Raw genomic sequence first — 22,864 nt, forward strand, 5'->3', positions numbered from 1 at the left:
AACGAAACAGCGCCGATGATAGTGTGGCATTTGCCATGTGAAAGTAGGACATCGCCAGGCTCCAAATTAAAGAAAGCCCGATTCGAAAGAGTCGGGCTTTTTTGCGTTTTAGCTGTCAGCTTTCAGCTTTCAGCCGTCAGTTGAAATGTGGGGTTGTCCTGTACAGAGTCATCCTCAGCAACAAAACCCCGTAGGAGGCACTTCAGTGCCGAATTCAGACCTTAACAAACACATTCACGGCTAAAGCCATACCTACAAGTACACTTTGCCTAGAACCTAGAGCCTTCGTTAGAGGAAGGCGCAGTACCAAAAACCCACACCGCGCGGCTGATCGCTGAAGGCTGAAAGCTAATAGCTCTGTGTTGGGTTTCGCTTCGCTCTACCCAACCTACGGCAGGCTTTAAACTTTACCCTTGCTACTAAAAAAGCCCGTATTCTTCGGTTTCTTCAGCTTCATGGCGCATGAGGTGTTCTGGACGGAATATTGCGCTTGGATCTAACAACAGGCTATGTTTATTTTTCATTTTGATTAAACCACGCATCATATTTTTCGTCTGAGGATCAACATCGAAACCCACAGAGGTGAGCTGCTCTAATGGTTTAATATCTTCTTTTTTTACGTTTATGTTATCTTCAACTTGGTCAACTAACAGACCTATATGAGGCGTGATGCCATCTTTTGTTGTGAAGATAATAATTGGCTTGTAATCAAGGATAATTTGTTCTCGGGCTGACTCAAATAATCTGACGAGTTGATTAAATACCTGACGTTTTTTTTCTTCAAAAACACTAAGAACTTTTTCTTGGGGTTGGCTTTTCTGTAACTCTAATAATTCTCTGGCCATAGCATGTAGTTCACGATGAGGTGCATCGAACTTAACAATAATGCTGTGTAAATCCTCGTTATCTGTTTTGAAATTGTTATACCAGCGGCCAAATTCACACTTATCAGGATCTGTTGATTTAGTGAATGGAGTGCCTGTTACTAAGCTGTGCTCCAACGCATTTAGCCACTCTAGGTGCTCTTTTTCTCGTTCTACTAATAAATCTGAAAGTGCAGTGTTTGTATCACTTGTTGATTGGTTGTTTAAAACGATGCCTAAATCAAAGATAGGGGTGGGTGTATCCATGTAGTCTTTTACACCAATGAAGCTTTTATTTTCATTCGGCAAAGATGTCAAATTTCCTTCATAACGTTCAGTTAGAAGTATATCGAGAATTTTTAATGAAATGGTCTTTTGCCCGACACGAAAATTAATCAGATCCATATTTCCCTCAAAGCCTTGTTAAGTCTTTATAGCATAGAACATTATTGCTAATTAGTTGTAGTTAAATTTAATTACTTTTGTAGTATGAGCGATAGATTTTTTTTATCTTATCTTTATCGGGGTCACTAAACAGAGCGGCTAGCTCACTATCTCTGTCAAAGGTTTTGTTTAGCTGGATTAGTAAGCATTGATTATTTAGTGGTGTAGGGCATTCTTTTGCGGCTTCTACTAAAGCTGCTGCATTCAAATAGCCTTCAAAAATAATTCGATTAGGGGTCACATTATAAGGTTTGATATCTTCCTTAAAGCTATTACACCAGGCGTTTTCACATTTATTAGGGTTGGGGACCACTTCTGTGACCATTATATTTGCTGGGTGTTTTACAAGAGCAAATAAATCGTGACTAGAAACAAATGAAACGGATGTAAAGTCAGGTTTGAAACCTTGTTCATAGCTGGTATTTATAAATTCGGCTAGCGGTTGATAGGTTCCTACCATACAAACAGCCGTTACTTCGCTTTGCTTCAGAGTTTCTAACGCTTTCGATATATCTGAACTATTTCTTCTAAAACGAGCTACTTCGATAGGTTTGATGCCAAACTCTTCTAAGGCAGTGATTAAGTTACTTTCAACCATGTAGCCAAATTCATCAGCTTGAATGATTAAGCCGATCTTTTGATGGTTACGTTCTTTTATCAAATAGTTTATCTGCTCAATAGCTTCATCTTGATAGCTAGCTCTTAAGTTAAACACATTGGGCATTGAGCTATTATGCAGAAAATCAGCGCCTGTAAACGGCATTAGAAAGGGAATGCGGTGCCTATCTAGTAATGGTTTTATGGCGTGAGCGGTGGGTGTTCCCATCGAGCCGAAAATCGCGTGAATTTTTTCGGTGTACAAAAACTGTCTTGTATTTACAACGGTGTTTTTTGGCTCATATCCATCGTCAGCGAGTATAAGATCTATATTCTGGCCATTGATCCCTTGGGTTTTGTTAACTTTATCGAAGTAAATTTTACTGCCTAGCGCAAGTTGCTCACCGATTTGTTTGGCAGGTCCTGTTAATGCGGTAGACATGCCTAACTTTATAGGGGGTTGCGTATGTTGCGCTAAGCTAGTTGTTGGTATCAACACCAGGGTTATTAAAAGGGCATTGAGTACTTTTAGTGTTAAGTAATTTATAGTGAGCATACCAACCTTTTACTGCGGTTATAAACTGTGAATCGAGTTCTTTACGGCCAGCAAAATTAGCTTCATAAATAAAGCTATTCACAGAAGTCTGCTGTAATACTAGTCTAATAAGGATGAATTTTGTATTTTCATCTAATAATTTTAGACTAATTGGTGTGTGCCATATTAGTTGCCACAGTAAAGGTTGTATATTGAAAAGATTGAAATCATCACTGATGATCCGCTCTGCTCTAGTGGATAATGCAGTAGGGCAAGCAGTGCTTGGCAAATGCGATACTAATTGATCAACTAACTGCCAAGGTAAGCTTTTAAAGTGCCCTAACAATTGCACTGATATGTCTAACTTAAACTCATTAATGAGTTGCTGTACCAATGAGCTATTTTGTTTGCAAAGCGATTTGATCACTAAAGCAGGGTGTTCAGCTGTTGCCTTATCATGACTAAAACCGAGTTTTACGACATGAAAGCCATTGTGCTGCCAGAATCTAACAAGCGATGCATTAGCACCAAAACTTGCCCCAAAATAGCTACAATTATCTAACTGTCTTTCGCAGAATTTTAATAAGGCTGAGCCAATTCCTTGCTGATGGCATTCGGGTGCTATCGCTATTCTTACAACCCGAGCAGAGACCTCTGTCAGAAAGTGTGAGTCTTTGCTTAGTTGAGTAAGTGTTTGTGCCATCAAATGGCCATGCGGACGACGCTGACCGGCTTTAACATGGTCTGCTATATCTTTAGTCAGTCCACCTTCGAGAGCAACCAAGCAGACGCCTTTGAGCTCATCTGCTTGAGTGCAAATAAACAATTGTAATTCAGGCGCATCAAGTAATTGGCGTAAATCATTAACACTGGTTTGATAATGTGCCAAAGCAAGTAAGGCTATTATCTGGCCTAGCAGTTGCTCATTATCAACAAGTTGTTGTTTGCTTACTTGTGCAAAATTGAGAGATTGTTCTTTACTTGTGTGTAGGTACTTTGCATCGAGAAGTAATAGTTCGCGTAGGCTATTTTCTAGTGGATCATGTTTAGCAAAACGAATTGGCTCATCCAGAGTAATAGTCTTTAGCGATTTAAATTGACTGCGCAAGTAATGTAAAAAGCGTAACGTGTAACCTCGTCCATTTCCTTCATAACCAACCATAGTGCTAGCAAATACAATTCGTGGGTAGCTTTTCAGGATCTGCAATAATAGTGGAACTGGAATCGCTGCTGCTTCGTCGACAAACAGCAGATCGCAATCAGGTTTTTCATTTAGCAGTATATCTGGCGCAATATAGCTAAGGTTAGCTAATTGCTTACAGTTTTGCTCTTTGCTAACACCAAGCTCAGCAGCTAAATGTTTAAAGCTTGTTTGTACAGCTTTGGCTTGGGTTGCACAAATAAGGATTTTTTTATCTTGAAGATTGGCTGCTGCAAGTCCTAAAGCCGCTGACTTACCACGACCTCGGTCGGCACTGATCACAAAAGGACGATTAGCGCGTCCTGTCGCGGTTTTAATAATTTGCTCAACACATGTTTGTTGTTGCTGAAAATTTATCTCAGCAGTTGCTGGTGATACTGATTGGTAAGCAGGGAGCGAGTGCTCAGTAAAATAATGTGGCTGCAACTTTAGCTTGGCGAATAAACGCTGATTAAAAAAGCTGTGTTGAATCACTTGGCCATAGGAGGTAATACTTGTGAGTGCAGGGTCTTGCCAATTACTGTCATCAGGCAGCAATAGTATCAGTACACCTCCTGCTTTTACGGTGCCTGCAAGTGCGGCTAATTTATCGGCATATAAGCCGCTAAAACCATCAAAAATTGCATTTTGAAACTCTTGACCAAGAATTTGGTGAGCATGTTTTGGAAACTCACTATTTGCTAATAATGAGTTGCTACTGAAAACATAGCTATTTTTAAGCGCTAATTGGTTTGCAAACTGATAGCACCAAGCTTCGCTTCCTTGCACTATGACAAGCTGGCGATGCTTTGCAATAACCAGCTCGTTGCACAGTGCTGTTAAATACTCATTATAAGGCTTGAAGTCTTGCATACTGTGTTACAAGCCATTTGCTGCCTAGGTCATCAAAGTTCACTTGAATACGTGACTGTGCGCCGCTACCTTCGTAATTGAGTACAGTACCTGCACCAAACTTGGCATGCAAGACGCGTTGCCCCAAGTTAAAGCCGCTATCTTCAAATGCGGCATGTGTCACTGATGGACTAAAACGACCTGCTGCAGGTGGTCTTGAAACCTGTGTTTTAATACGAATTTCTTCGATACAGTCTTCAGGCATTTCACGTAAAAAGCGTGATGGGCTGTGGTATTTTTCTTGGCCGTATAAACGGCGACTTTCTGCATGACTAATATACAGTTTTTCCATCGCGCGAGTCATACCGACATAACATAAACGGCGCTCTTCTTCTAAACGGCCAGACTCTTCATTACTTTGTTGAGATGGGAACATGCCCTCTTCAACACCAACCATAAATACCAGAGGGAATTCTAGGCCTTTTGCTGAGTGCAGGGTCATCATTTGCACGGCGTCTTCGTGCTCGTCAGCTTGACCTTCGCCAGATTCTAGAGAGGTATATGCCAAAAAGCCCTGTAGTGGCGAGCTGAACTCTTCATCTTCAGGGAGTTCATATTGACCACAAGCACTAATAAGCTCTTCTAAGTTTTCTACCCGGGCACGGCCTTTTTCACCTTTTTCAGCTTGATACATTGCCATTAACCCAGAGGTTTGAATGGCGTATTTCGCTTGTTCTTCTAAAGTGAGATCGCTGATCTTATCTTCGATATGCTCAACAAGCTCTAAGAATTTAGTGACGGCACTTGCAGCTCGGCCAGATAAGTGCTGCTGCTCGATAATAGCTTTTGCGGCATACCAAAGTGGCAATGATTCATTTCGCGCGCAATCACGAATGTGGCTTAGTGTTTTATCACCTATGCCACGGGCTGGGGTGTTAATAACGCGCTCGAAAGCTGCATCATCTTGACGGTTACCCACTAAACGTAGATACGAAAGTGCATCTTTGATCTCTTGACGTTCGAAGAAGCGCATACCGCCGTAAATACGGTATTTTAAACCTTCTTGTAGCATTGCTTCCTCGAGTACACGAGATTGTGCATTGTTACGGTATAAAATCGCGGCATCTTGTAATGCATTACCTGCATTTAGCCAGCTACGCAGTTTGCTGCTGACAAAGCGCGCTTCGTCTAATTCATTAAACGCAGCGTAAACAGAAATAGGCTCACCATCATTGCCGTCTGTCCAAAGGCTTTTGCCCATGCGTTCAGCATTGTTTTTGATCAGCGCATTTGAGGCTTTCAAGATGGTTGCCGTTGAGCGGTAATTTTGTTCAAGGCGAATGGTTTCGGCTTCGAAGTCAGTTAAAAAGCGTTTGATATTTTCAATTTTTGCGCCACGCCAGCCATAGATACTTTGGTCATCATCACCCACAATCATAATACTGTTCGTATTACCCGCGAGTAGTTTTAACCAAGCGTATTGGATTGTATTGGTATCCTGAAACTCGTCTACCAGCATATGGGCAAAACGCTGTTGATAGTGACGTAAAAGTGTTGGGTGGTTCTTAAGTACTTCGTAGCAGCGTAGCAGAATTTCGGCAAAGTCGACCAAACCTGCGCGATCACAAGCCTCTTGATATGCAGCGTAGACTTTCAGCATCATCTGCTCATTTATATCGTAGGCTTGAATGTCTTTAGGACGTAGACCTTCATCTTTTTTCGCGCTGATATACCAACCAAATTGTTTTGCTGGCCACTTTTTATCATCGATGTTCATCGCTTTAAGCAAGCGTTTGATCATACGTTGTTGATCGTCAGAATCTAAGATTTGAAAGCTTTCAGGCAAGTTCGCCTCACGGTGATGGGCGCGTAAAATGCGGTGAGATAAGCCGTGGAAAGTGCCAATCCACATACCGCCAACCGGTGCTTTTAAGGTTTCTTCTACACGGGTGCGCATTTCTTTCGCGGCTTTGTTAGTGAAGGTTACCGCAAAGATGCTGTATGCAGAAGCTTGCTCAACTTGCATGAGCCATGCGATGCGATGAACAAGTACTCGAGTTTTACCAGAACCTGCACCTGCAAGTACTAGCATGTTTTGCAATGGGGCTGCGACTGCATCCCGTTGTTTATCATTTAAGCCATCGAGTAATTCAGAAACGTCCATCGTTACGCCTTTTCAATCTATAATGGGTGGAGTATAACAGGTGTTTATGCAAGGCTAAATAAAATACTGTTTTTATAAACAGCTATTTTGGCAAGTCATTAAAATTACGATATAAAAATTGTGAATTTGACCGATTTTTAGCAAAAAGAACTAAAATAAAAATAACGCTACTTTTTAACACTTTGATTTGTAAGTCATAATAAGTTGGCATAAAGTGTGTTTATAAAAAGTATAATCATTAAAAACTACAGAGGTTAGTATGGCAGAGCAAGGTTCTGGCGGTAATGTAATCGCAGCAATATGTAATATCTTTTTTCCTGGTTTAGGACAATTGGTACAAGGTCGTTTAATGGCGGCTATTGCATTCTTTTTAGCATGGGTGATTAGTGGTGCACTAATATATGTTGCAGTAGGTTTTATTTTACTGCCAATCGTATACCTATGGGCGATTATTGATGCTGCGCGCTTCAAATCGCGACTCTAGCTATTTTAAATAGCATAAATACGAGCGCCTGCATGGGCGCTCGTGTTGTTTTAACCTTGCAAAACTCGCCACGTCTAGCTGCAAACGGTATAATTAGCACATAACGTATTACGAGTACCCTTCATGGAATATCAATTTATCCGCGACCCAATTAGCGGTTTACGCATTAAAATTTCCTCTGAACATGCCGTCATAGGCCGTTGGCTAAACGAAGAAGTCGGTAAAGAAAAAATCGCGATGGTGCAAGCGTTGATCTCTGCGGTTAAGAGCAGCAATGAGCCATTAACTTTACAAGGTCAAGAAATTGATTTGATCTTAAGTAAAGATGAAGCGTTATTCGAAGCACATGCATTACATCAAGACAACGAAGACCTAGTTGCCTATCAAGATGATGATTTAATGCTTGAAGAAGAAGGCCTCTGCAGTGGCTGCGGCTTTGAAGACTTTGTTGATTTAATTGAATCTTGGCAAGAGTTTACACAAGGCCGATAAGCAGAAACATGTTCTGCTTATCGGTTGCCAATTTATTGCTCACTCACTGATTTAACAGCGGCTAGTAATAAATCTTCTGTTAAGCGTACTTTGTAATTTGGGTTAGCGTATTGAAAATGAACTAACCCATTTGTGTCTATCACGAATACTGCGGGTACTGGTAGCGCGACTTTCGCCTCACCCTCTAACGAGACAAAGTTAACCCCAAGCTTATTACGGTAAATCTTTGCTGTTTTGTCATCTAAATAAAATGCTAAACCTAACGTTTGCGCCAAAGTAAGGCAGTCGTCAGAAAGCAATTGATAGCTAGGAGCTGTAATTTTTGTTTCAGCGAGTTTTTCAGGGCTATCTGGTGAAACGGCAATTAGTTGCGCGTCTAAGCTTGCTAATTCTTTCTCTATTTTTTGCACGCTGGCCAATTGTTTTGAACAATATGGGCACCAGCCACCACGATAAACAATCAGCACGGTAGTTTTTTCTTTAAAGCGTTCAGTTAAAGACACTGTTTTGCCGTATTGGTCTTTTAATTCAATATTTGGCACCGTTAATCCTGGTAATAATGGACTGACTCGCTCAGCAGATTCGGCAATATTGGTCGCAGTTGCAGCGATAACTTGGCTTGATAGTACAAACAACACGCTAATGAGTAGAGATTTAAACATGGGCTTCCTCGGTTATTTTTTTCAACTGCAAAGATGACCTGATTGTTGCGGGATTAATTTCATCTTTACCTACATCAAACTCAAATTTAACTGTAGTATATAGGCAAATAAAAAATGCAAGTTGGGATAAAGAATGTCTGCTAATTTACAAAAACTCGTTGTTATGCTCGAGATGCAAAATGCGATGAATACCAAAGTTCATGAGCAATGGTTTAGCCAAGGCTTTGAATGGTATCGTGCAATTTGGGTTGAGTGTGCTGAAATGCTTGACCACTACGGTTGGAAGTGGTGGAAAAAACAAACCCCAGATACTGAACAAGTTATTTTAGAGTTAGTTGATATTTTCCATTTTGGTTTATCTTTACGTATTGATGGTGAAACCAGCTATGAGCAGTTAGCTGCGCAACTTGAAGCTGAGTTAAGTGCGCCAATTCAAGCTGATGACTTTAAACAAACACTCGAATTATTAGCCGCGTCAGCAGTCGCAGAAAAGAGTTTTAATGCAGCTGCATTTGCAGGTTGTATGGCGCAAATTGGTATGGATATCGATGATTTATACCGTGGTTATGTTGGTAAAAATACCTTGAACTTCTTCCGTCAAGATCATGGTTACAAAGACGGTAGTTATATCAAAGTCTGGAATGGCCAAGAAGATAACGAGCACTTAGTAGAAGTGGTAAAAAGCCTAGATACAGAGCATGCAGATTTTGCAAAACTTGTATATCAAGGCTTAGAGCAGCGTTACCCGAAGTAATTATTTAACGGGTATAAACTCGCGAAAATCGATGGTCGATAAAAAGCCATCGAACTGCTTATGCGGTTGCTGACTATCAGGGTTGGCAACCGCAAGTATATGGCCAATACCAAACTCTTTTGCCGCATCTAGCACGGCAGGGCTATCATCGACAAATAAAGTCCGTTCCTTATCAAACTGCCATTCTTGATGTACTTGTTGCCACAATGGTTGATGCTCTTTACTCACGCCATATTGGTGAGTTGAGATAACCCCATCTAAGTAATTATCGATAGCCGTGTGTTCAAACTTTAACATGGCACAATCTGGGTGCGCGTTAGTAAGCATGATCAATTGCTTGCCTGCTTTTCTTAGCTCCGTTAAGAACGGCGGAACATCGTCACGAATTCTGATTAAATGTTGAATTTCACGTTTTAACGCCATAATCGGTAAATCAAGTTGCTGTTGCCAGTAATCTAAGCAGTACCAATTAATTTGCCCGTGAACTTGTTGATAACGATGTAAAATGTCAGCTTTTGCTTGGTCTAAACTGATTTTATGTTTACGCGCATATTGCTCGGGAATAACGGTTAGCCAAAAGTAATTATCAAAATGCAAATCGAGTAGGGTGCCATCCATATCTAACAACACAGTATCGATTTTTGACCAATTTAACATAGGCAATTCACTTTAAAAGATTTATGATGAGCATAACTGCCATGATAGCAAATTAATGCCAATGACACAGAAAAAGCATCCTACACCACCGCAAATTTTGTCTAATGAAGTTGTCGCTAAAAGTCGACTATTTACTGTTGAGTCTCTCGAATTGAAGTTCTCTAATGACGAGCAAAGGCAATACGAAAGAATTCGTGGCGGTGGCAGAGGGGCAGTGATGATTGTGCCAGTAACGGCCGATAATGAACTGCTATTAGTGCGAGAGTATTGTGCTGGCACCAATGATTATCAGTTGGGCTTCCCAAAGGGCTTAATTGACCCCGGCGAAACACCACAGCAAGCTGCAGATCGTGAGCTTAAAGAAGAAGTTGGTTTTGGCGCGAAGCACTTTGCTGAACTTAAAAAAGTCAGCATGGCACCGAGTTACTTTAATGCCACTATGCATATTTTGTACGCCGAAGATCTCTACCCTGAAACCTTACCTGGTGATGAGCCTGAACCGCTTGTCGTTGTGAAATGGCCAATAAGTGATTGGCAATCATTATTGCAACAAGAAGACTTTACCGAAGCACGAAGTGTCGCAGCTTTGCTATTATTAACAAAGTACTTAGAGTCGGGAGCGGGCAATGAATAATTTTTTAGAGCCGTGTATTCGGTTAGCTGAACAAGCTGGCGACGCTATAATGGCCATTTATCAACAGGATGATATAGGTGCTGAGCAAAAGTCAGATGATACGCCTGTTACTAAAGCTGATTTAGCCTCGAATGAGGTGTTGATGGCAGGCTTACAAGCATTAGCGCCTGATATTCCAATTATGTCAGAAGAAACACCTATTCCAGCGCTGGCAGATAGAAAAGATTGGCAGCGTTATTGGTTACTTGATCCAATGGATGGCACTGGCGAGTTTATTTTAGAAAGTGGTGATTTTGCAGTAAATATCGCTTTAGTTGAAAATAATCGCCCAGTGCTTGGCGTTATTCATTGGCCAGCGAAACAAGTGACTTATTTTGCTAGTTATCAAAATGGCGCGTTTAAACGTGAAAATGGCCAAGATCAGCAAATTTCGGTAGCAACGCCGGATAATTTAACCTTAGCTGTAAGCCGAAGACAAAAAATTGAAGCTGTTAGCCAATATTTAAATACCCAGTTTGCGACGGTTGCATTAGGTTCTTGTTCATTAAAAGCATGCATTATCGCGGAAGGTAAAGCTGATTGTTTTTTACGAATAGGGCCAACAGGTGAGTGGGATACAGGCGCGTCGCAAGTCATTGTTGAAGAAGCGGGTGGTTGCATCACGGACGCTGAATTCAATCCGTTAACTTACAATCAACGAGAAAGTACCGAGAATCCTGATTTTATTGTTATGGGGCACCCTGATTGGGAGTGGCAAAAAATGATTAGTCCACATCAGCGCGCATTTTAGTGAGGTTTTGTGTGCTTTTTGTTCGCTTAAGCCCGTATTTTGATTATAACGCTTGATTTCTAATTTTATTGCTATATTATAGCGCTCTCTTCGGAACAAGGCATCGTTAACATGCTCATGTTACTTAGAGATTACAGGCGCGGGATAGAGCAGAATGATAAATCATTCGTCGGACTCGCTAATACCTGAAGTCGAAGGTCGTCGGTTTAAATCCGGCTTCTGGGACTCTAAACATACAGGCGCGGGATGGAGCAGCCTGGTAGCTCGTCGGGCTCATAACCCGAAGGTCGTCGGTTCAAATCCGGCTCCCGCAACCAATTCTTTGAATTGGAAGCCAAGTTGTCATGTAAAGCAACTTTAAATAAATCTACAATTTCAGGCGCGGGATGGAGCAGCCTGGTAGCTCGTCGGGCTCATAACCCGAAGGTCGTCGGTTCAAATCCGGCTCCCGCAACCAATTTTTAAAAAGATTGGTGCAATGTTGGAACTATAAAGGTCGTCGTCACGGCGTGAGGCATTCACTCTTCACCTTCACAGCTCCCGCAACCAATTATTTGAATTGGCTGACTTCTTAAATTAAGTGAGAAGTAAAATAAACTTAATAATTTCAGGCGCGGGATGGAGCAGCCTGGTAGCTCGTCGGGCTCATAACCCGAAGGTCGTCGGTTCAAATCCGGCTCCCGCAACCAACTGAAATTAAAAAATTAATATGTAATACTAGACACGCTATAGCGTGTTTTTTTATGTCTGAAATTCAGGCTCAGAGCCCGAAGGTCATCGGTTCGCCCTCAAAACTCACAGCTTCCGCAACCAACTGAAATTAAAAAATTAATATGTAATACTAGACACGCTATAGCGTGTTTTTTTATGTCTGAAATTCAGGCTCAGAGCCCGAAGGTCATCGGTTCGCCCTCAAAACTCACAGCTTCCGCAACCAACTGAAATTAAAAAATTAATATGTAATACTAGACACGCTATAGCGTGTTTTTTTATGTCTGAAATTCAGGCTCAGAGCCCGAAGGTCATCGGTTCGCCCTCAAAACTCACAGCTCCCGCAACCAACTGAAATTAAAAATTAATATGTAATACTAGACACGCAAAAGCGTGTTTTTTATGTCTCAAATTCAGGTTCAGAGCCCGAAGGTCGTCGGTTCGCCCTCAAAACTTACAGCTCCCGCAACCAACTGAATTTATATGTATTATCTTTTAGTAGTAAATTATTATAATTAAAAGTAAAAGAAGTGTTTTTTACTTATTTTTCATTCTTTTTGTCGTAATTTACTTACATATCAGAACTGACTGAACTAATCTTAAAGTATGGCTTTAGGCTGTACCTTGATAGGATCTCTTGTGTAAGTATTTGACGGGCAAACATGGCTCAATAACAGCTATGGTTAAAGCATCACTGAGATCCTAACCTCTTACAGTTCAGCTTTCCTTCCTTTGAGTTTTGGCAGCTGAGTATTCAGTTGCTTTTCTTTACTATGCTAGTGGCTTAGTGCGAGTAATGAATCTTCGCTTAAAAGATAGAAAGGTTTATGTTACAACGTCAGTAATATTACTTTTTAGCTACAAACATGACTGAACTTTACCATTGGTTTGATTTATTTGGCGTAGCCGTGTTTGCGGTCTCAGGGACGCTACTGGCATATGATAAAAAGATGGATGGCTTTGGTGTTGTCGTATTAGCCACTGTTACTGCAATTGGTGGCGGCACAGTCCGCGACGTTATTTTAGACATTCCTGTTTTTTGGCTGCATGATCAAAGCTACTTTTGGGCTATTTTACTCTCGGTGTTTATCACTACGCGTTTAATAAACAAACAGCGCTCTATTTCGCTAAGTGCACTACAGATTGCAGATGCATTTGGACTCGCGTTTTTTGCTGTTATGGGGGCTCAAAAAGCAATGCTTGCCGGTATGCCAGATACGACTTCGATTATTATGGGGGTTATCACGGCATGTTTTGGCGGAGTCATTCGCGATGTATTAGCAGGCAACATACCCATGCTGTTAAAAGGCGAGCTGTATGCGATAACATGTATCGCCGGTGGTATTGTTTACACAGTAAGTATTTCCCTAGGTTTAGTCACTGAGCTTGCCATGATTATGGCAATGTTAATGACACTGATGCTTCGCTTAGCTGCAATGAGGTGGCATTTAACGTTGCATGTTTTTAAATATCCTGACTAAACTGTATTCATGGATGAACTATAGGGACATATCGGATCGTGTCTTTAGCCCGAATTTTTTCTCGTGCTCAGGTTGGCGTGCAAGCTCCTGAAGTGATTGTTGAAGTGCATTTAGGTAATGGATTGCCAGCGTTTCATATTGTTGGTCTTCCTGAGGCCTCAGTAAAAGAAGCCAAAGACCGTGTACGTAGCGCACTTGAAAACTCGCAGTTTGGCTTTCCTGATCAACGTATAACCGTTAATCTTGCGCCCGCTGATTTACCAAAAGATGGCGGGCGATTTGACTTAGCCATAGCAGTAGGGATTCTAGTTGCTTCTGGACAGATCACCTGCAACGACATACATCGTTATGAATTTTATGGTGAGCTTGCCTTAAACGGTGAAGTAAGAGGTGTGAATGCTATCTTACCTTCAGTGTTGGGTGCTAAAGAGCAAGGGCGCTGTTGCTTTTTACCTGTCGAAAACGATAACTTAGCTAGTTTAGTTTCTGGCGTATCACGAAAAGCGGTTTATTCATTGCAAGATGTCTGGAACGACTTACTAAATCAACAACCTCTGCCTTTGAATATCCACTACCCAGAGCAGCAGCCAAACCGAGAGTCGCTACTTGATCTAAGTGATGTGAAAGGGCAGCCCGGCGCAAAAAGAGTGTTAGAAATCGCTGCCGCTGGTGGACATAACTTACTTTTTCTTGGCCCCCCTGGTACAGGGAAATCAATGCTCGCACAGCGTATGCCGACGATTATGCCCACCATGTCTGACGAAGAAGCCATTAGTACCGCAGCGTTGTATTCGATTATAGGTCAATCGGTAGATCTATCAAATTGGCGCGAGCGACCATTTCGAAATCCACACCACACTTGCTCTGCGGTAGCGCTGGTGGGAGGGTCGTCAAATCCGAAGCCCGGTGAAATATCATTGGCACACAATGGCGTGTTATTTTTAGATGAATTACCTGAATTTGTAAGAAGTCACTTTATTTGATAACAGGTCAATTTAAATGGTAATCGCAATTATCTTTGAGTTTGATAATGTGAAAAAGTTGTAATGATTTGGAGGTATTTAGTGATTTTGGAATTGTTGAAAGATACGGCGTTAACTGAAAACATCTAGATTCAAGTGAAAAGTAAATGTCAATAAGTGATAGCCAAATATAAAGTGTTAACTTGTTATGGGCTTTAGTCAGCTAATGAGTCGTCATATTTTTTTTGATAATACAGCCATGCTTCGGGGCTAATATTGGTGAATGCAGCTAATTGCTCAGCGAGCTTTGCATTTACATCTTGCCTTTCATTCAGGAAATGAAGAACCCAATCAGGAATGAAGGTATTGTCTAAATTCTTTTTGAATCTACGCTTCAGAACATCAGATGGATGAGGGCGGTATAAGGAATTGTGCCTGTTTACAGTTTGTGATTCCTTTACCAACGTTGTGATGTGCATAAAGTTCAGCCTTTGATTAATACCAATAATACATTATAGAGTATATTTTGCTGTTTAATAAAACGCCTAAGATGGTTTGCAGTTAGACCTTTTACAAGCCGAAGGAATCATTAAGCAAATGACATATTAGAAAGAGGGTTCCAAATATTTCTACCTTGACGTGTTACTATATAGTATCTTTTTGTTGTCTTGTTACTATATAGTAACAATATCTCTTTTTGTTATTATATAGTAGCGGTCCTGATTCGCTTAGAGAGGAAGTATGACTTTATATGATGGTCAATTATTAAAGAAAGCTCGTAAAGAGAAATCACTAACGCAATCGGAAGTGTCAGAGGTATTAGGCTTAGGGCGAAGACAAATTTCTCAAATGGAGAATGGGGTTTTTGATGGGGGCATTAAGTACTTGGTTAGATACCTTAGACTTCTAAATCTTCAGTTGGATATTACTTCAAACACTAAGAGTGCGTGGCAACAAGCTAATATATTTCAAGACAATCAATTAGAAAATGATATTACAAACAGTATGCCTTTTTCACCAAAAGAATGTAGTAGAAGAATGGTTGATAAAGACGCGTTAAACAAAGAAATTGATGATATGTTTCTCAACCAAAATAGGTAGCCTCTAAAGGTTGTTCTGGTCAATTCCAGCCGAACATTTAGGTGTTTGATGCGTGCGAATTCGGCAGTTCTTGGGTTCTCGTACGGTCTAACGGAAGCTACTCTTTAACTTGCAGCACATCCCGTCGCCACTCTAGCAAGTAAAACATGGCTAGATTAAGTGATATCGCCTAAGAGAACGCTTAATTTACAGTAGCTAAATTATTCTCATTGAATTAGCATTTCTTTGTCTAGCTGATTGATTTTATTAGCTGAATACTTCAAGGTTGATATCAGCTCTATCGGTATCATAATAATTTATGTTGCTTTGATAACTCAGGGTTTTATAGTAAAGCTCTGAGAGCACCAAAATCTGTGGGGGAGTAAATTCTCATTTTAAAATGGCAGAGATTGCTTCAGGTGTGCTCAACCATTTCTAAAACGTTTATGCCCCAAAATGAGTTAGAGTAACTACTCTATAGCTCTGCCTCAAACGAAGATTGAAAATTTTCTTTTGATACAGTCTTTATATTCAAAATTTACAACTTTCCCCTATATTCAAGAAAATGAGCAATTTGCGCATTCTTGTCATAAGACCACTTTACCAATTTAAATTATTTTGTTAACTAGCAAAAGGTTAGCTAATTTGATAAAAACGTAGTAATCAGAAAAGTGAGCAGTTACGTGGCAGAAATATGCGCGATTTGCGCACTATTAAATTGTTAGGTTTTCAAGATGATCGACAATCCCACACCACAGAATTGGAAAGACCTACAGAATGGAGTCTGTAGATTATTTAGTGATATCGGATTATTGGCAGAAACAGAAAAGGTTCTGCAAACCCCGAGGGGCACGGTTGAAGTTGATGTCTTCGCAATTGATGAGAACAGTGTTGACAAAATTCAGTACTTGGTGGAATGCAAAAACTGGTCTAACTCAATACCGCAAACAGTTGTTCACTCATTCACAACTGTTATGCAGGAAACTGGGGCAAATATAGGTTTCATTGTTTCTAAAAAGGGCCTTCAGGAAGGCGCTTTTCGATATACGCAAAATACAAATATAACAGGCATAACTTACTTGGAGTTGCAGCAACGTTACTTCAATGTTTGGTGGCAGAAGCATTTTTGCCCAACAGTTGCAGAGGCTGCTGACTATGTAAATCAATACGTCGAACCAATAAACAGTAGGCGCAGTCGATACTTGGAAAAACTCACCAATGACCAACAAAAGCATTTCTACGAGCTGCAGAATCGTTATGCCGCTTTTGGAATGTTGATGTGGCTAATGGATATGGGGAGAATTGCCCCACAATATGCCACCGATGGTCCGGTATGTATTGAAGAATACAAGGCCAAGTTTGTAGAAACAATGGGAAGTGAATTTTCATTTCAATCCAATTCCTATCGAGAGTTGTTGATTGAGTTTTGTAAAATGCTGCAGAGAATTGAGGAGCAATTTCACGGTGTTTTTGGTAGAAACATATTTAAAGAAACCTAACAAGTTGCTACACGCGGAAAAATTACTCGCTGCGCTCCTAATTTTTCGTTGAGCAAAGCGTTACGCAAGAAAGTTAGTGCCATTAGCAAAAAATTAAGGAAGCATTTTTATGGAAGAGTTTGAATCTTCTTTGGAAGAAGAAAAGTATTTGAAATGGAGAGCTGAGAGGCAACAACGTATGCGGGTTGCAATGGCAGTTGTTCCTGCAATTATTGGGATCGCAGCAATAATGTATAGCGTCCTTCTCCCGTCTGAGCTGACATCCTATAGCGATACATTTAACAGGCGCATAATAAATCTAGTGGGGCCTATATCGTTACTGTTTTCAGGCATGGCTTTATTAATGATATATCTACAGACAGGGTTCAAAAAACAATCAGATGGGAGCATAGACTACGTAAAATATGAGAGCGAGCTAAAAAGTCTGAGAAACCGCCTAGAGCATAGTAGCGCAATCAGTTCATCAGAATTGAAAGAATTACAAGACGATATTTTAAAACTAAAAAATCAACTAAAGAACACTGAGTCCATAAGTGAAGCTATAACAGCTGATCATAAAGAAGAGTTGGTTACTCTACTCAAATCTGAAATTATAAAGGAGTCGTCTCAAGAGGCCTCTTCAGAAATACTGAAAAATATTCAAAGCCAACTGGCAAGCAAAAACCATCTAAAAGAGGTTGAGAGTGTTTTCTCTAGAACGCTTGAGCGACTATATTCAGAAATAGATGCATTAACTAGGCGAGGAAACCTAAATTTAAGCTTAGGTATTCTGACTACAATAATAGGCCTCGGTATTTTAGGGTACTTCGTTTTAGAAATAGACTCTATACCAGAGGATAAAATGGCTTTTATTGCTCACTTTATCCCAAGATTGTCACTTGTAGTTTTGATTGAAATATTTGCATACTTTTTTTTGAAGTTGTACAAATCTAGCCTGTCAGAAATCAAGTATTTTCAAAATGAGATGACTAATGCCGAGGCTAAGCTTGCTGCCATTAAGTGTTCAATAATCATCTCTGATAATACTGCTATCTCTAGTGTAATTCAGGCACTAACGTTAACGGAGAGGAATGCTGTTCTTGAAAAAGGGCAAACGACTGCCGAAATTGAAAAGGCAAGAATTGAACAGCAGAATATATCTACACTTTCAGAAAAAGTGTCAAACTTTATCGGCCTCAAAAAAGGCGCCTAACAAGTTGCTTCACGCGGAAAAATTACTCGCTGCGCTCCTAATTTTCCGGAGAGCAAAGCGTTATATTCCTTTACAGACATAGGAGGTTACATTGAATCTTAGGGATATCTTATATTTTGACTTTGATAAGGCTGCCTCTCTTGTCAGCCAATTAGAAGGCGGTTTAGCTAAGCAAAGAGCTGAAACATCCGAAGAAACTCAAGACGAAAGAAATATCAGAAAGTACGAGTTGTTAAAGGTTTTCAAGTCTGAGTTTGGCGGCATTCATACAGATAAAAAAGCTGTTTTAGAAACAAAAGTTCTGCACCATGATCTTCTGGTAAGACTTGAGGAGACGTTAATTGAACTAGGCTTCGCTACCGATATAAACGGTACGGTAGCGATTTCACAAAATTCTTCTCTTGAAGCAATGCATGCAGACATATCGAAATCTCCATATTTAAAAGTTGAAGGGTGGTGTGCCTTTGAAGATTTTGAGAAGCTCTATGAGTCAACAAAAAACTTTAATGATTTGCTGGGTTTTATAAAGCGATGCGAATTTAATTCAATATTAAATATAGACCAATTAAAGCTACAGTTGGATTCTATAGAAGAAGAGTCTGGAAAGAATTCTAAGAGATTCAAGGATGCAAGAGCGGAATTTAAACAGTCCGAGAAATTGGTTGCTGAGAACATTGATAAGGCTAAGCTCCCAGAGTGGCTATTTGAAGGAGTTAGAGAGTGGATAGACACATATATTGATGGTCGTTTAAATCTACGGGTTTGTCCTTTTGAAGAGTTTCCAGAAATGGAGGTTATAGCCAACTTGAAAAGGGCTTGCTTTATTGATGATGATTTAAAGCATCTCATGTATGGATATGGCTCGGAGCCAAATCGAAAGTTGTGTGTTCTTGGGCTTGTGACTTCAGTACCACCGAAAGATGAAACTACTTTATTCGATATGTATGAAGCATATGTGGATAAAGAGGAGGTAGATGGGGAAACTGAAGTAGAAACTATTGAGAGAGCATTTAGAGCAATATTCCCAGCATTGCGTAACATGGAAAAATTTACATCGTTTCATAGATATCCAAGAATAGTCGTACACCCAATTGCCGTGTATCGAAATATTCAATCGGAATATAACAATGCCAGTATGTCGGACTCGTAAATTCGCCGCTTCTGGCGGGCGTTAAATGACAATGTACTATTTAGTATCGCTTAACTAGGATGAGCTATGACAAAATTTAAATGCATACAATTAATTTCATTGCTATTTTTCAGTTCTACTGTCTTTTCTAGCAATATCCATGTAGAGAAAGTATCTGATCAAGTTCATATTTTGAGTGGAAAGGAGTACGGAACTAATATTGGATTAATAACTACAGAGAATGGTTTGACCTTAATCGATCCCATGCCAGGGGTTGGGCATTTACTAGAGTTAGATAACATAGTTAAGTCAATTTCCAATAAGTCCATAATTTATATCTTGAATACTCACACACATTCAGATCATACGGGTGGTAATGAGTTTTTCATAGAGCAAGGCGCAAAGCTTGTCGAGAGTATTACTACTTCAGATGATCTTGTTCATATTAAAGTGAAGTCACACTCATCGAATGACAATATTTATTACCACAAAATTAGCAATACTATCTTTGTTGGTGATGTTTTCGATACCAGTTGGCACCCAACATTTTATGCAGGTGGATTTCAAGGTTTTAATGATGCGATTGATGCAGTTATGAAGCTAGGTGACGAAGAGTCTCTCATAGTGCCCGGCCATGGCGCACCAGCAAGAAAGTTGTCTTTACTAGAATTCAGAAAAAATACTTCAGAATGGATAATGAGAGTCCGAGAGCTACACCAAAAAGGGTGGGATGAAGACCGAATAATGAATGATGCTCAAGCTAAGAGTATTGTGGAAAAATTCAATTTAGGCGGTAGGTCACCATTCCTTCCCCAAGAAGCATTCAAAAGATTTGTAGAAAGAACAATTTCGGTGATAGAAAAAGAGAAAGGCATGTAATAAGGGGTTTAAGGCGGATTCGTAACAGCTGGTTCGATTCCGCTTTGCTTCACAAATTTAGCCCACTTTTACTCTCCGCTTAATGCGTTACCAATGTCTAGCCATTGTACAGATCCGTCTGTCGATTCTAACTCATAAATGTCCAGAAACGTGTTTGAATGGGGCCGATCAATCTGTGGATGCTCAAGACAACCAGTATGATACTTTATTACTTACTTGTAGCGTGACTCAGACTTTGTAGTAGGAATTGGTATGAATCTTTATTTCTGGGTGAGTATCATTTAGAACGGTACAAACAGGGTTACTTGACTGCTTAGTATGAAACTTTATTCCTCTCCTACAGATGTAAACTCTCTAAGTTGCAATGATACTCTATAGGCCCAAGTAACTAATTTAGCTTCACTGTTTTCGCTTTTCAGTAAAGAAACCTTTGTATTGAGATATCTTCTTCTAAACTGAAGCCTTGCTCTAAGTCACCATTATTTGTTAGCATTTTGTAAACTTTAAAACAGTAGCTTCGCAAAAAACTAATTCCCGACTTACATACGGGGTCCAAGGGCCATTTTGTAACTGTAGAACTGGTACTTTAAAACTGAACTTTATCAATTGCAAAGTGTGCAAATGAGCAAAAGTCACAATCTTTAAAATCCTATTCTCCAAAAGAGATTGATAGAAATAGCACAGATGTTTGGCTCTTGCCTGCCAAAGCACGAAAATCATGAAAAGAAAGCTTACCACTACCACAATTAAAATCACTAACAGAAACCTGCCTCACTCCTTATTTAGCAGTAAGAGGTAAGTCATTGAGTGTCTAGCAAACTATGGGAAGTCCACAATATTCACTTACAATGAAAGTTGAATGAGATAATACTCCGAATAAGCTTCTTGGTAAGTACGAACATTGTAAGGTAGTTTTTTGTGGGGTTGGATTACCATTTAATTCGAAGTTTCCTGACTTTACTAAAAGAGTTGATAGCAGTATGACAACATTTGTAACATTAATAGTTATTGTCTTTATGCTATTAGCTTAACTGACTTTTTTGAAGCAACGCAATCTCCAAACACTCTGGTTATTGAATGTGTCGTTTTGCCGTTCCTTTTAAGGTTGTAAATGTTGCTTTTTATTTTCTTCGTATGTTTAGGGAGTCATTTAGAAAGATTCTTTTTTTAACAAAGAATTACTTGTTAATTGAGCGATAATCAACCGGCTTTGTCTGACTCCCAAATTAAATTAGGCTTATAGTTGCTTCGATTGTTTTTTTACCCTACTTTGCAAAAATGAATATTAATAATCTGATGTTAGGATTAGATACAAAGCGGTATAAATATTTAGGTATGGAAGTTTGACAATAATAATTACTGCTTCTATCTTTAGAATGTATTTAATAAATTGTTAAGTCAGCAGTTTCCCAAATAATTATCAATACCCAAGCATACAAACCCACCTTCATCCCTTAGTTTGTATGCTTTTTCTTTTCTAACTTAGTTCGAAAGTCATTAGATTTCCTTTTTGTACTTTTTAATTTTGCTGGTTTGATATTATTTAACAAATTTCTGTACTATTGGACAATTTTATGTTGTTATCGAGCATTCTCTATTGCCAGAAATTCCCTATATTCAGCCGCTCCTGATTTCATTGTCCAATGAACATCTGAATTCTATTGACTAACTATGTGTCTAATCTCTGCTAATGAGGTTTTGATTAACTCTTTTCTAGGGTTTAGTGAAAATGTAAAAAGTGAACTGGTTTAATTGAGCAGGACACTTTACTTTTTCTAACTAATAGTGTTTAACTTCAAACTACAAACCTAGACGTCAACTCATTCAAGGTTTGCGCAAGTCTTGCAAGCTCTTGATTTGAAGCAGCAGTTTCATTTGCTCCAGCAGCCGTTTCGCTAGAAATATCACGAATTGTTACTAGATTTTTGTCTACGTCCCTTGCGACGATTGCTTGCTGCTCAGTGGAGCTAGCAATACTAAGGTTTTGTTCACTTATTATAGATATTAAGCTGGTAATTTCATGCAATGCATCACCGGCTTGGTTAGCCACCTCAAGTACAGCTTTTGCTCTCTCATGGCTATTCCTAATTGCACTTACTGTATTATCAGTATTTGATTTTACAGCCTGTATCATTGCTTCTATTTCAGTTGTTGATTCTTGTGTTCTAGACGCCAATGAGCGGACTTCGTCAGCCACCACCGCAAACCCTCTGCCAGACTCACCCGCTCTTGCGGCTTCAATTGCAGCATTTAGTGCAAGCAAGTTGGTTTGTTCTGCAATTGTACGTATCACATCAAGCACTGAGCCAATATTGGCAACTTGCTCAGCTAAACTATTTACGTCTTTAGTCGTTGTATCCAAATCAAGTAAGAGTGTATCAACCGTATTGACTGTATCTAAGACACGAGCTTTACCAATATTTGCACGTTGATTAGCATTTTCTGATTCATTTGAGGTCGCTTCAGCGTTACGAGCCACCTCATCCACAGCGACTGATAACTCAGTCACCGCCGATACAGCTTGCTCTAACTGTTCAGTTTGAGTATGTATGCCACGCGTTGACTGTTCAGTAACGGCACTAAGCTCCTCAGAAGTAGCCGCTAATTGAGATGATGAAAGTTGAATTTCATTAATCGTTTCACGCAGTATACCCTGCATCTCTTTTAATGCTGACAGCATTTCCGCAGTTTCATCTTTGCCATTGTCATTAATAGTAGAAGTTAAATCTCCAGAGGCGATTTTTTTAGCAATATCAACTGCAATTCGCATAGGTAAAGTTAGGCTTCGGGTAAAAAGTATTGAAAAAGTAATTACGATAATAA

Annotated in this window: 19 protein-coding genes, 3 tRNA genes and 1 pseudogene; 15 read left to right on the forward strand and 8 right to left on the reverse strand. The window is 39.8% G+C overall.

What is annotated here, in order from left to right:
- Nucleotides 1-419 precede the first annotated feature (419 nt).
- From L1267_RS21810 to uvrD, 4 genes are all read right to left on the reverse strand, one after another.
- On the reverse strand, nt 420-1,268 hold the full coding sequence (locus L1267_RS21810) for a CZB domain-containing protein (protein WP_135923184.1): 849 nt from the start codon (nt 1,266-1,268) through the stop codon (nt 420-422).
- A gap of 67 nt (nt 1,269-1,335) precedes the next feature.
- Nucleotides 1,336-2,460: an ABC transporter substrate-binding protein gene (locus L1267_RS21815; protein WP_268842663.1), complete on the reverse strand. Its 1,125-nt coding sequence runs from the start codon at nt 2,458-2,460 to the stop codon at nt 1,336-1,338.
- Nucleotides 2,384-4,492 (reverse strand): GNAT family N-acetyltransferase, encoded by a 2,109-nt coding sequence (locus L1267_RS21820; RefSeq protein ID WP_235384113.1) that lies wholly within the window; start codon nt 4,490-4,492, stop codon nt 2,384-2,386. The genes L1267_RS21815 and L1267_RS21820 overlap by 77 nt, the downstream gene beginning before the upstream one ends.
- On the reverse strand, nt 4,470-6,635 hold the full coding sequence (uvrD, locus tag L1267_RS21825; protein ID WP_058583696.1) for a DNA helicase II: 2,166 nt from the start codon (nt 6,633-6,635) through the stop codon (nt 4,470-4,472). The genes L1267_RS21820 and uvrD overlap by 23 nt, the downstream gene beginning before the upstream one ends.
- A 259-nt stretch (nt 6,636-6,894) precedes the next feature.
- On the opposite strand from uvrD, the gene L1267_RS21830 reads away from it, so the two are divergent.
- Entirely contained in the window at nt 6,895-7,119 is a 225-nt protein-coding gene (locus tag L1267_RS21830) for a hypothetical protein (protein ID WP_054554878.1), read from the forward strand.
- Between the two features lie 123 nt (nt 7,120-7,242).
- Nucleotides 7,243-7,611, forward strand: coding sequence for a YacL family protein (locus L1267_RS21835; RefSeq protein WP_135923188.1), 369 nt, complete (start codon nt 7,243-7,245; stop codon nt 7,609-7,611).
- Nucleotides 7,612-7,643: 32 nt separating this feature from the next.
- Here the strand turns inward: L1267_RS21835 and L1267_RS21840 are convergent, their stop codons facing one another.
- Nucleotides 7,644-8,273 (reverse strand): peroxiredoxin-like family protein, encoded by a 630-nt coding sequence (locus L1267_RS21840; protein WP_235384115.1) that lies wholly within the window; start codon nt 8,271-8,273, stop codon nt 7,644-7,646.
- A gap of 133 nt (nt 8,274-8,406) precedes the next feature.
- Here L1267_RS21840 and L1267_RS21845 point away from each other — a divergent pair, with 133 nt between their 5' ends.
- Nucleotides 8,407-9,027, forward strand: a complete 621-nt coding sequence (locus L1267_RS21845) for a dUTP diphosphatase (protein WP_235384116.1) — start codon at nt 8,407-8,409, stop codon at nt 9,025-9,027.
- Here the strand turns inward: L1267_RS21845 and yrfG are convergent, their stop codons facing one another.
- Nucleotides 9,028-9,684: a GMP/IMP nucleotidase gene (gene yrfG, locus L1267_RS21850; protein ID WP_135923191.1), complete on the reverse strand. Its 657-nt coding sequence runs from the start codon at nt 9,682-9,684 to the stop codon at nt 9,028-9,030.
- Nucleotides 9,685-9,745: 61 nt separating this feature from the next.
- On the opposite strand from yrfG, the gene nudE reads away from it, so the two are divergent.
- From nudE to L1267_RS21885, 7 genes and pseudogenes are all read left to right on the forward strand, one after another.
- Nucleotides 9,746-10,318, forward strand: a complete 573-nt coding sequence (gene nudE, locus L1267_RS21855) for an ADP compounds hydrolase NudE (RefSeq protein WP_171040476.1) — start codon at nt 9,746-9,748, stop codon at nt 10,316-10,318.
- Nucleotides 10,311-11,108, forward strand: a complete 798-nt coding sequence (gene cysQ, locus L1267_RS21860) for a 3'(2'),5'-bisphosphate nucleotidase CysQ (protein ID WP_135923193.1) — start codon at nt 10,311-10,313, stop codon at nt 11,106-11,108. Before nudE ends, cysQ begins: the two co-directional genes overlap by 8 nt.
- Nucleotides 11,109-11,348: 240 nt before the next feature.
- A tRNA-Met gene (locus tag L1267_RS21865) sits at nt 11,349-11,425 on the forward strand.
- Between the two features lie 63 nt (nt 11,426-11,488).
- Nucleotides 11,489-11,565: transfer RNA gene (locus tag L1267_RS21870), tRNA-Met, on the forward strand.
- A 155-nt stretch (nt 11,566-11,720) separates the two neighbouring features.
- Nucleotides 11,721-11,797: transfer RNA gene (locus tag L1267_RS21875), tRNA-Met, on the forward strand.
- Between the two features lie 888 nt (nt 11,798-12,685).
- Nucleotides 12,686-13,300, forward strand: coding sequence for a trimeric intracellular cation channel family protein (locus L1267_RS21880; RefSeq protein WP_135923194.1), 615 nt, complete (start codon nt 12,686-12,688; stop codon nt 13,298-13,300).
- A 38-nt stretch (nt 13,301-13,338) separates the two neighbouring features.
- Nucleotides 13,339-14,268, forward strand: a pseudogene (locus L1267_RS21885) (YifB family Mg chelatase-like AAA ATPase); the annotation flags it as partial.
- A 209-nt stretch (nt 14,269-14,477) separates the two neighbouring features.
- Here the strand turns inward: L1267_RS21885 and L1267_RS21890 are convergent.
- Entirely contained in the window at nt 14,478-14,741 is a 264-nt protein-coding gene (locus L1267_RS21890) for a hypothetical protein (protein WP_235384117.1), read from the reverse strand.
- Between the two features lie 262 nt (nt 14,742-15,003).
- On the opposite strand from L1267_RS21890, the gene L1267_RS21895 reads away from it, so the two are divergent.
- The 5 genes from L1267_RS21895 (at nt 15,004) to L1267_RS21915 (ending at nt 20,041) form a co-directional block, all read left to right on the forward strand.
- Nucleotides 15,004-15,363: a helix-turn-helix domain-containing protein gene (locus L1267_RS21895; protein ID WP_235384118.1), complete on the forward strand. Its 360-nt coding sequence runs from the start codon at nt 15,004-15,006 to the stop codon at nt 15,361-15,363.
- A gap of 713 nt (nt 15,364-16,076) precedes the next feature.
- The gene (locus tag L1267_RS21900) at nt 16,077-16,841 is read left to right on the forward strand and encodes a restriction endonuclease (protein WP_235384119.1); all 765 of its coding nucleotides are present in this window, start codon (nt 16,077-16,079) and stop codon (nt 16,839-16,841) included.
- Nucleotides 16,842-16,950: 109 nt separating this feature from the next.
- Nucleotides 16,951-18,033 (forward strand): hypothetical protein, encoded by a 1,083-nt coding sequence (locus L1267_RS21905; protein WP_235384121.1) that lies wholly within the window; start codon nt 16,951-16,953, stop codon nt 18,031-18,033.
- 91 nt (nt 18,034-18,124) lie between these two features.
- Nucleotides 18,125-19,183: a DUF6414 family protein gene (locus tag L1267_RS21910; RefSeq protein ID WP_188731381.1), complete on the forward strand. Its 1,059-nt coding sequence runs from the start codon at nt 18,125-18,127 to the stop codon at nt 19,181-19,183.
- A gap of 66 nt (nt 19,184-19,249) precedes the next feature.
- Nucleotides 19,250-20,041 (forward strand): MBL fold metallo-hydrolase, encoded by a 792-nt coding sequence (locus L1267_RS21915; RefSeq protein ID WP_235384123.1) that lies wholly within the window; start codon nt 19,250-19,252, stop codon nt 20,039-20,041.
- Nucleotides 20,042-21,836: 1,795 nt separating this feature from the next.
- Here the strand turns inward: L1267_RS21915 and L1267_RS21920 are convergent.
- Nucleotides 21,837-22,864, reverse strand: a 1,028-nt coding sequence (locus tag L1267_RS21920) for a methyl-accepting chemotaxis protein (RefSeq protein WP_235384125.1), incomplete at its 5' end; no start/stop codon positions are given.

It is taken from the genome of Pseudoalteromonas sp. OFAV1 (assembly GCF_021532595.1).
In the GTDB taxonomy this organism is placed as follows: domain Bacteria; phylum Pseudomonadota; class Gammaproteobacteria; order Enterobacterales; family Alteromonadaceae; genus Pseudoalteromonas; species Pseudoalteromonas lipolytica_C.

What these genes read in the sequence shown, in the direction of transcription:
- L1267_RS21890 (WP_235384117.1), bottom strand. Translation starts at nt 14,741, where the DNA reads ATGCACATCACAACGTTGGTAAAGGAATCACAAACTGTAAACAGGCAC.
- L1267_RS21845 (WP_235384116.1), top strand. Translation starts at nt 8,407, where the DNA reads ATGTCTGCTAATTTACAAAAACTCGTTGTTATGCTCGAGATGCAAAAT.
- L1267_RS21840 (WP_235384115.1), bottom strand. Translation starts at nt 8,273, where the DNA reads ATGTTTAAATCTCTACTCATTAGCGTGTTGTTTGTACTATCAAGCCAA.
- L1267_RS21815 (WP_268842663.1), bottom strand. Translation starts at nt 2,460, where the DNA reads ATGCTCACTATAAATTACTTAACACTAAAAGTACTCAATGCCCTTTTA.
- L1267_RS21900 (WP_235384119.1), top strand. Translation starts at nt 16,077, where the DNA reads ATGATCGACAATCCCACACCACAGAATTGGAAAGACCTACAGAATGGA.
- L1267_RS21830 (WP_054554878.1), top strand. Translation starts at nt 6,895, where the DNA reads ATGGCAGAGCAAGGTTCTGGCGGTAATGTAATCGCAGCAATATGTAAT.
- L1267_RS21895 (WP_235384118.1), top strand. Translation starts at nt 15,004, where the DNA reads ATGACTTTATATGATGGTCAATTATTAAAGAAAGCTCGTAAAGAGAAA.
- uvrD (WP_058583696.1), bottom strand. Translation starts at nt 6,635, where the DNA reads ATGGACGTTTCTGAATTACTCGATGGCTTAAATGATAAACAACGGGAT.
- L1267_RS21835 (WP_135923188.1), top strand. Translation starts at nt 7,243, where the DNA reads ATGGAATATCAATTTATCCGCGACCCAATTAGCGGTTTACGCATTAAA.
- L1267_RS21905 (WP_235384121.1), top strand. Translation starts at nt 16,951, where the DNA reads ATGGAAGAGTTTGAATCTTCTTTGGAAGAAGAAAAGTATTTGAAATGG.
- L1267_RS21820 (WP_235384113.1), bottom strand. Translation starts at nt 4,492, where the DNA reads ATGCAAGACTTCAAGCCTTATAATGAGTATTTAACAGCACTGTGCAAC.
- L1267_RS21810 (WP_135923184.1), bottom strand. Translation starts at nt 1,268, where the DNA reads ATGGATCTGATTAATTTTCGTGTCGGGCAAAAGACCATTTCATTAAAA.
- L1267_RS21880 (WP_135923194.1), top strand. Translation starts at nt 12,686, where the DNA reads ATGACTGAACTTTACCATTGGTTTGATTTATTTGGCGTAGCCGTGTTT.
- nudE (WP_171040476.1), top strand. Translation starts at nt 9,746, where the DNA reads ATGACACAGAAAAAGCATCCTACACCACCGCAAATTTTGTCTAATGAA.
- cysQ (WP_135923193.1), top strand. Translation starts at nt 10,311, where the DNA reads ATGAATAATTTTTTAGAGCCGTGTATTCGGTTAGCTGAACAAGCTGGC.
- yrfG (WP_135923191.1), bottom strand. Translation starts at nt 9,684, where the DNA reads ATGTTAAATTGGTCAAAAATCGATACTGTGTTGTTAGATATGGATGGC.
- L1267_RS21915 (WP_235384123.1), top strand. Translation starts at nt 19,250, where the DNA reads ATGACAAAATTTAAATGCATACAATTAATTTCATTGCTATTTTTCAGT.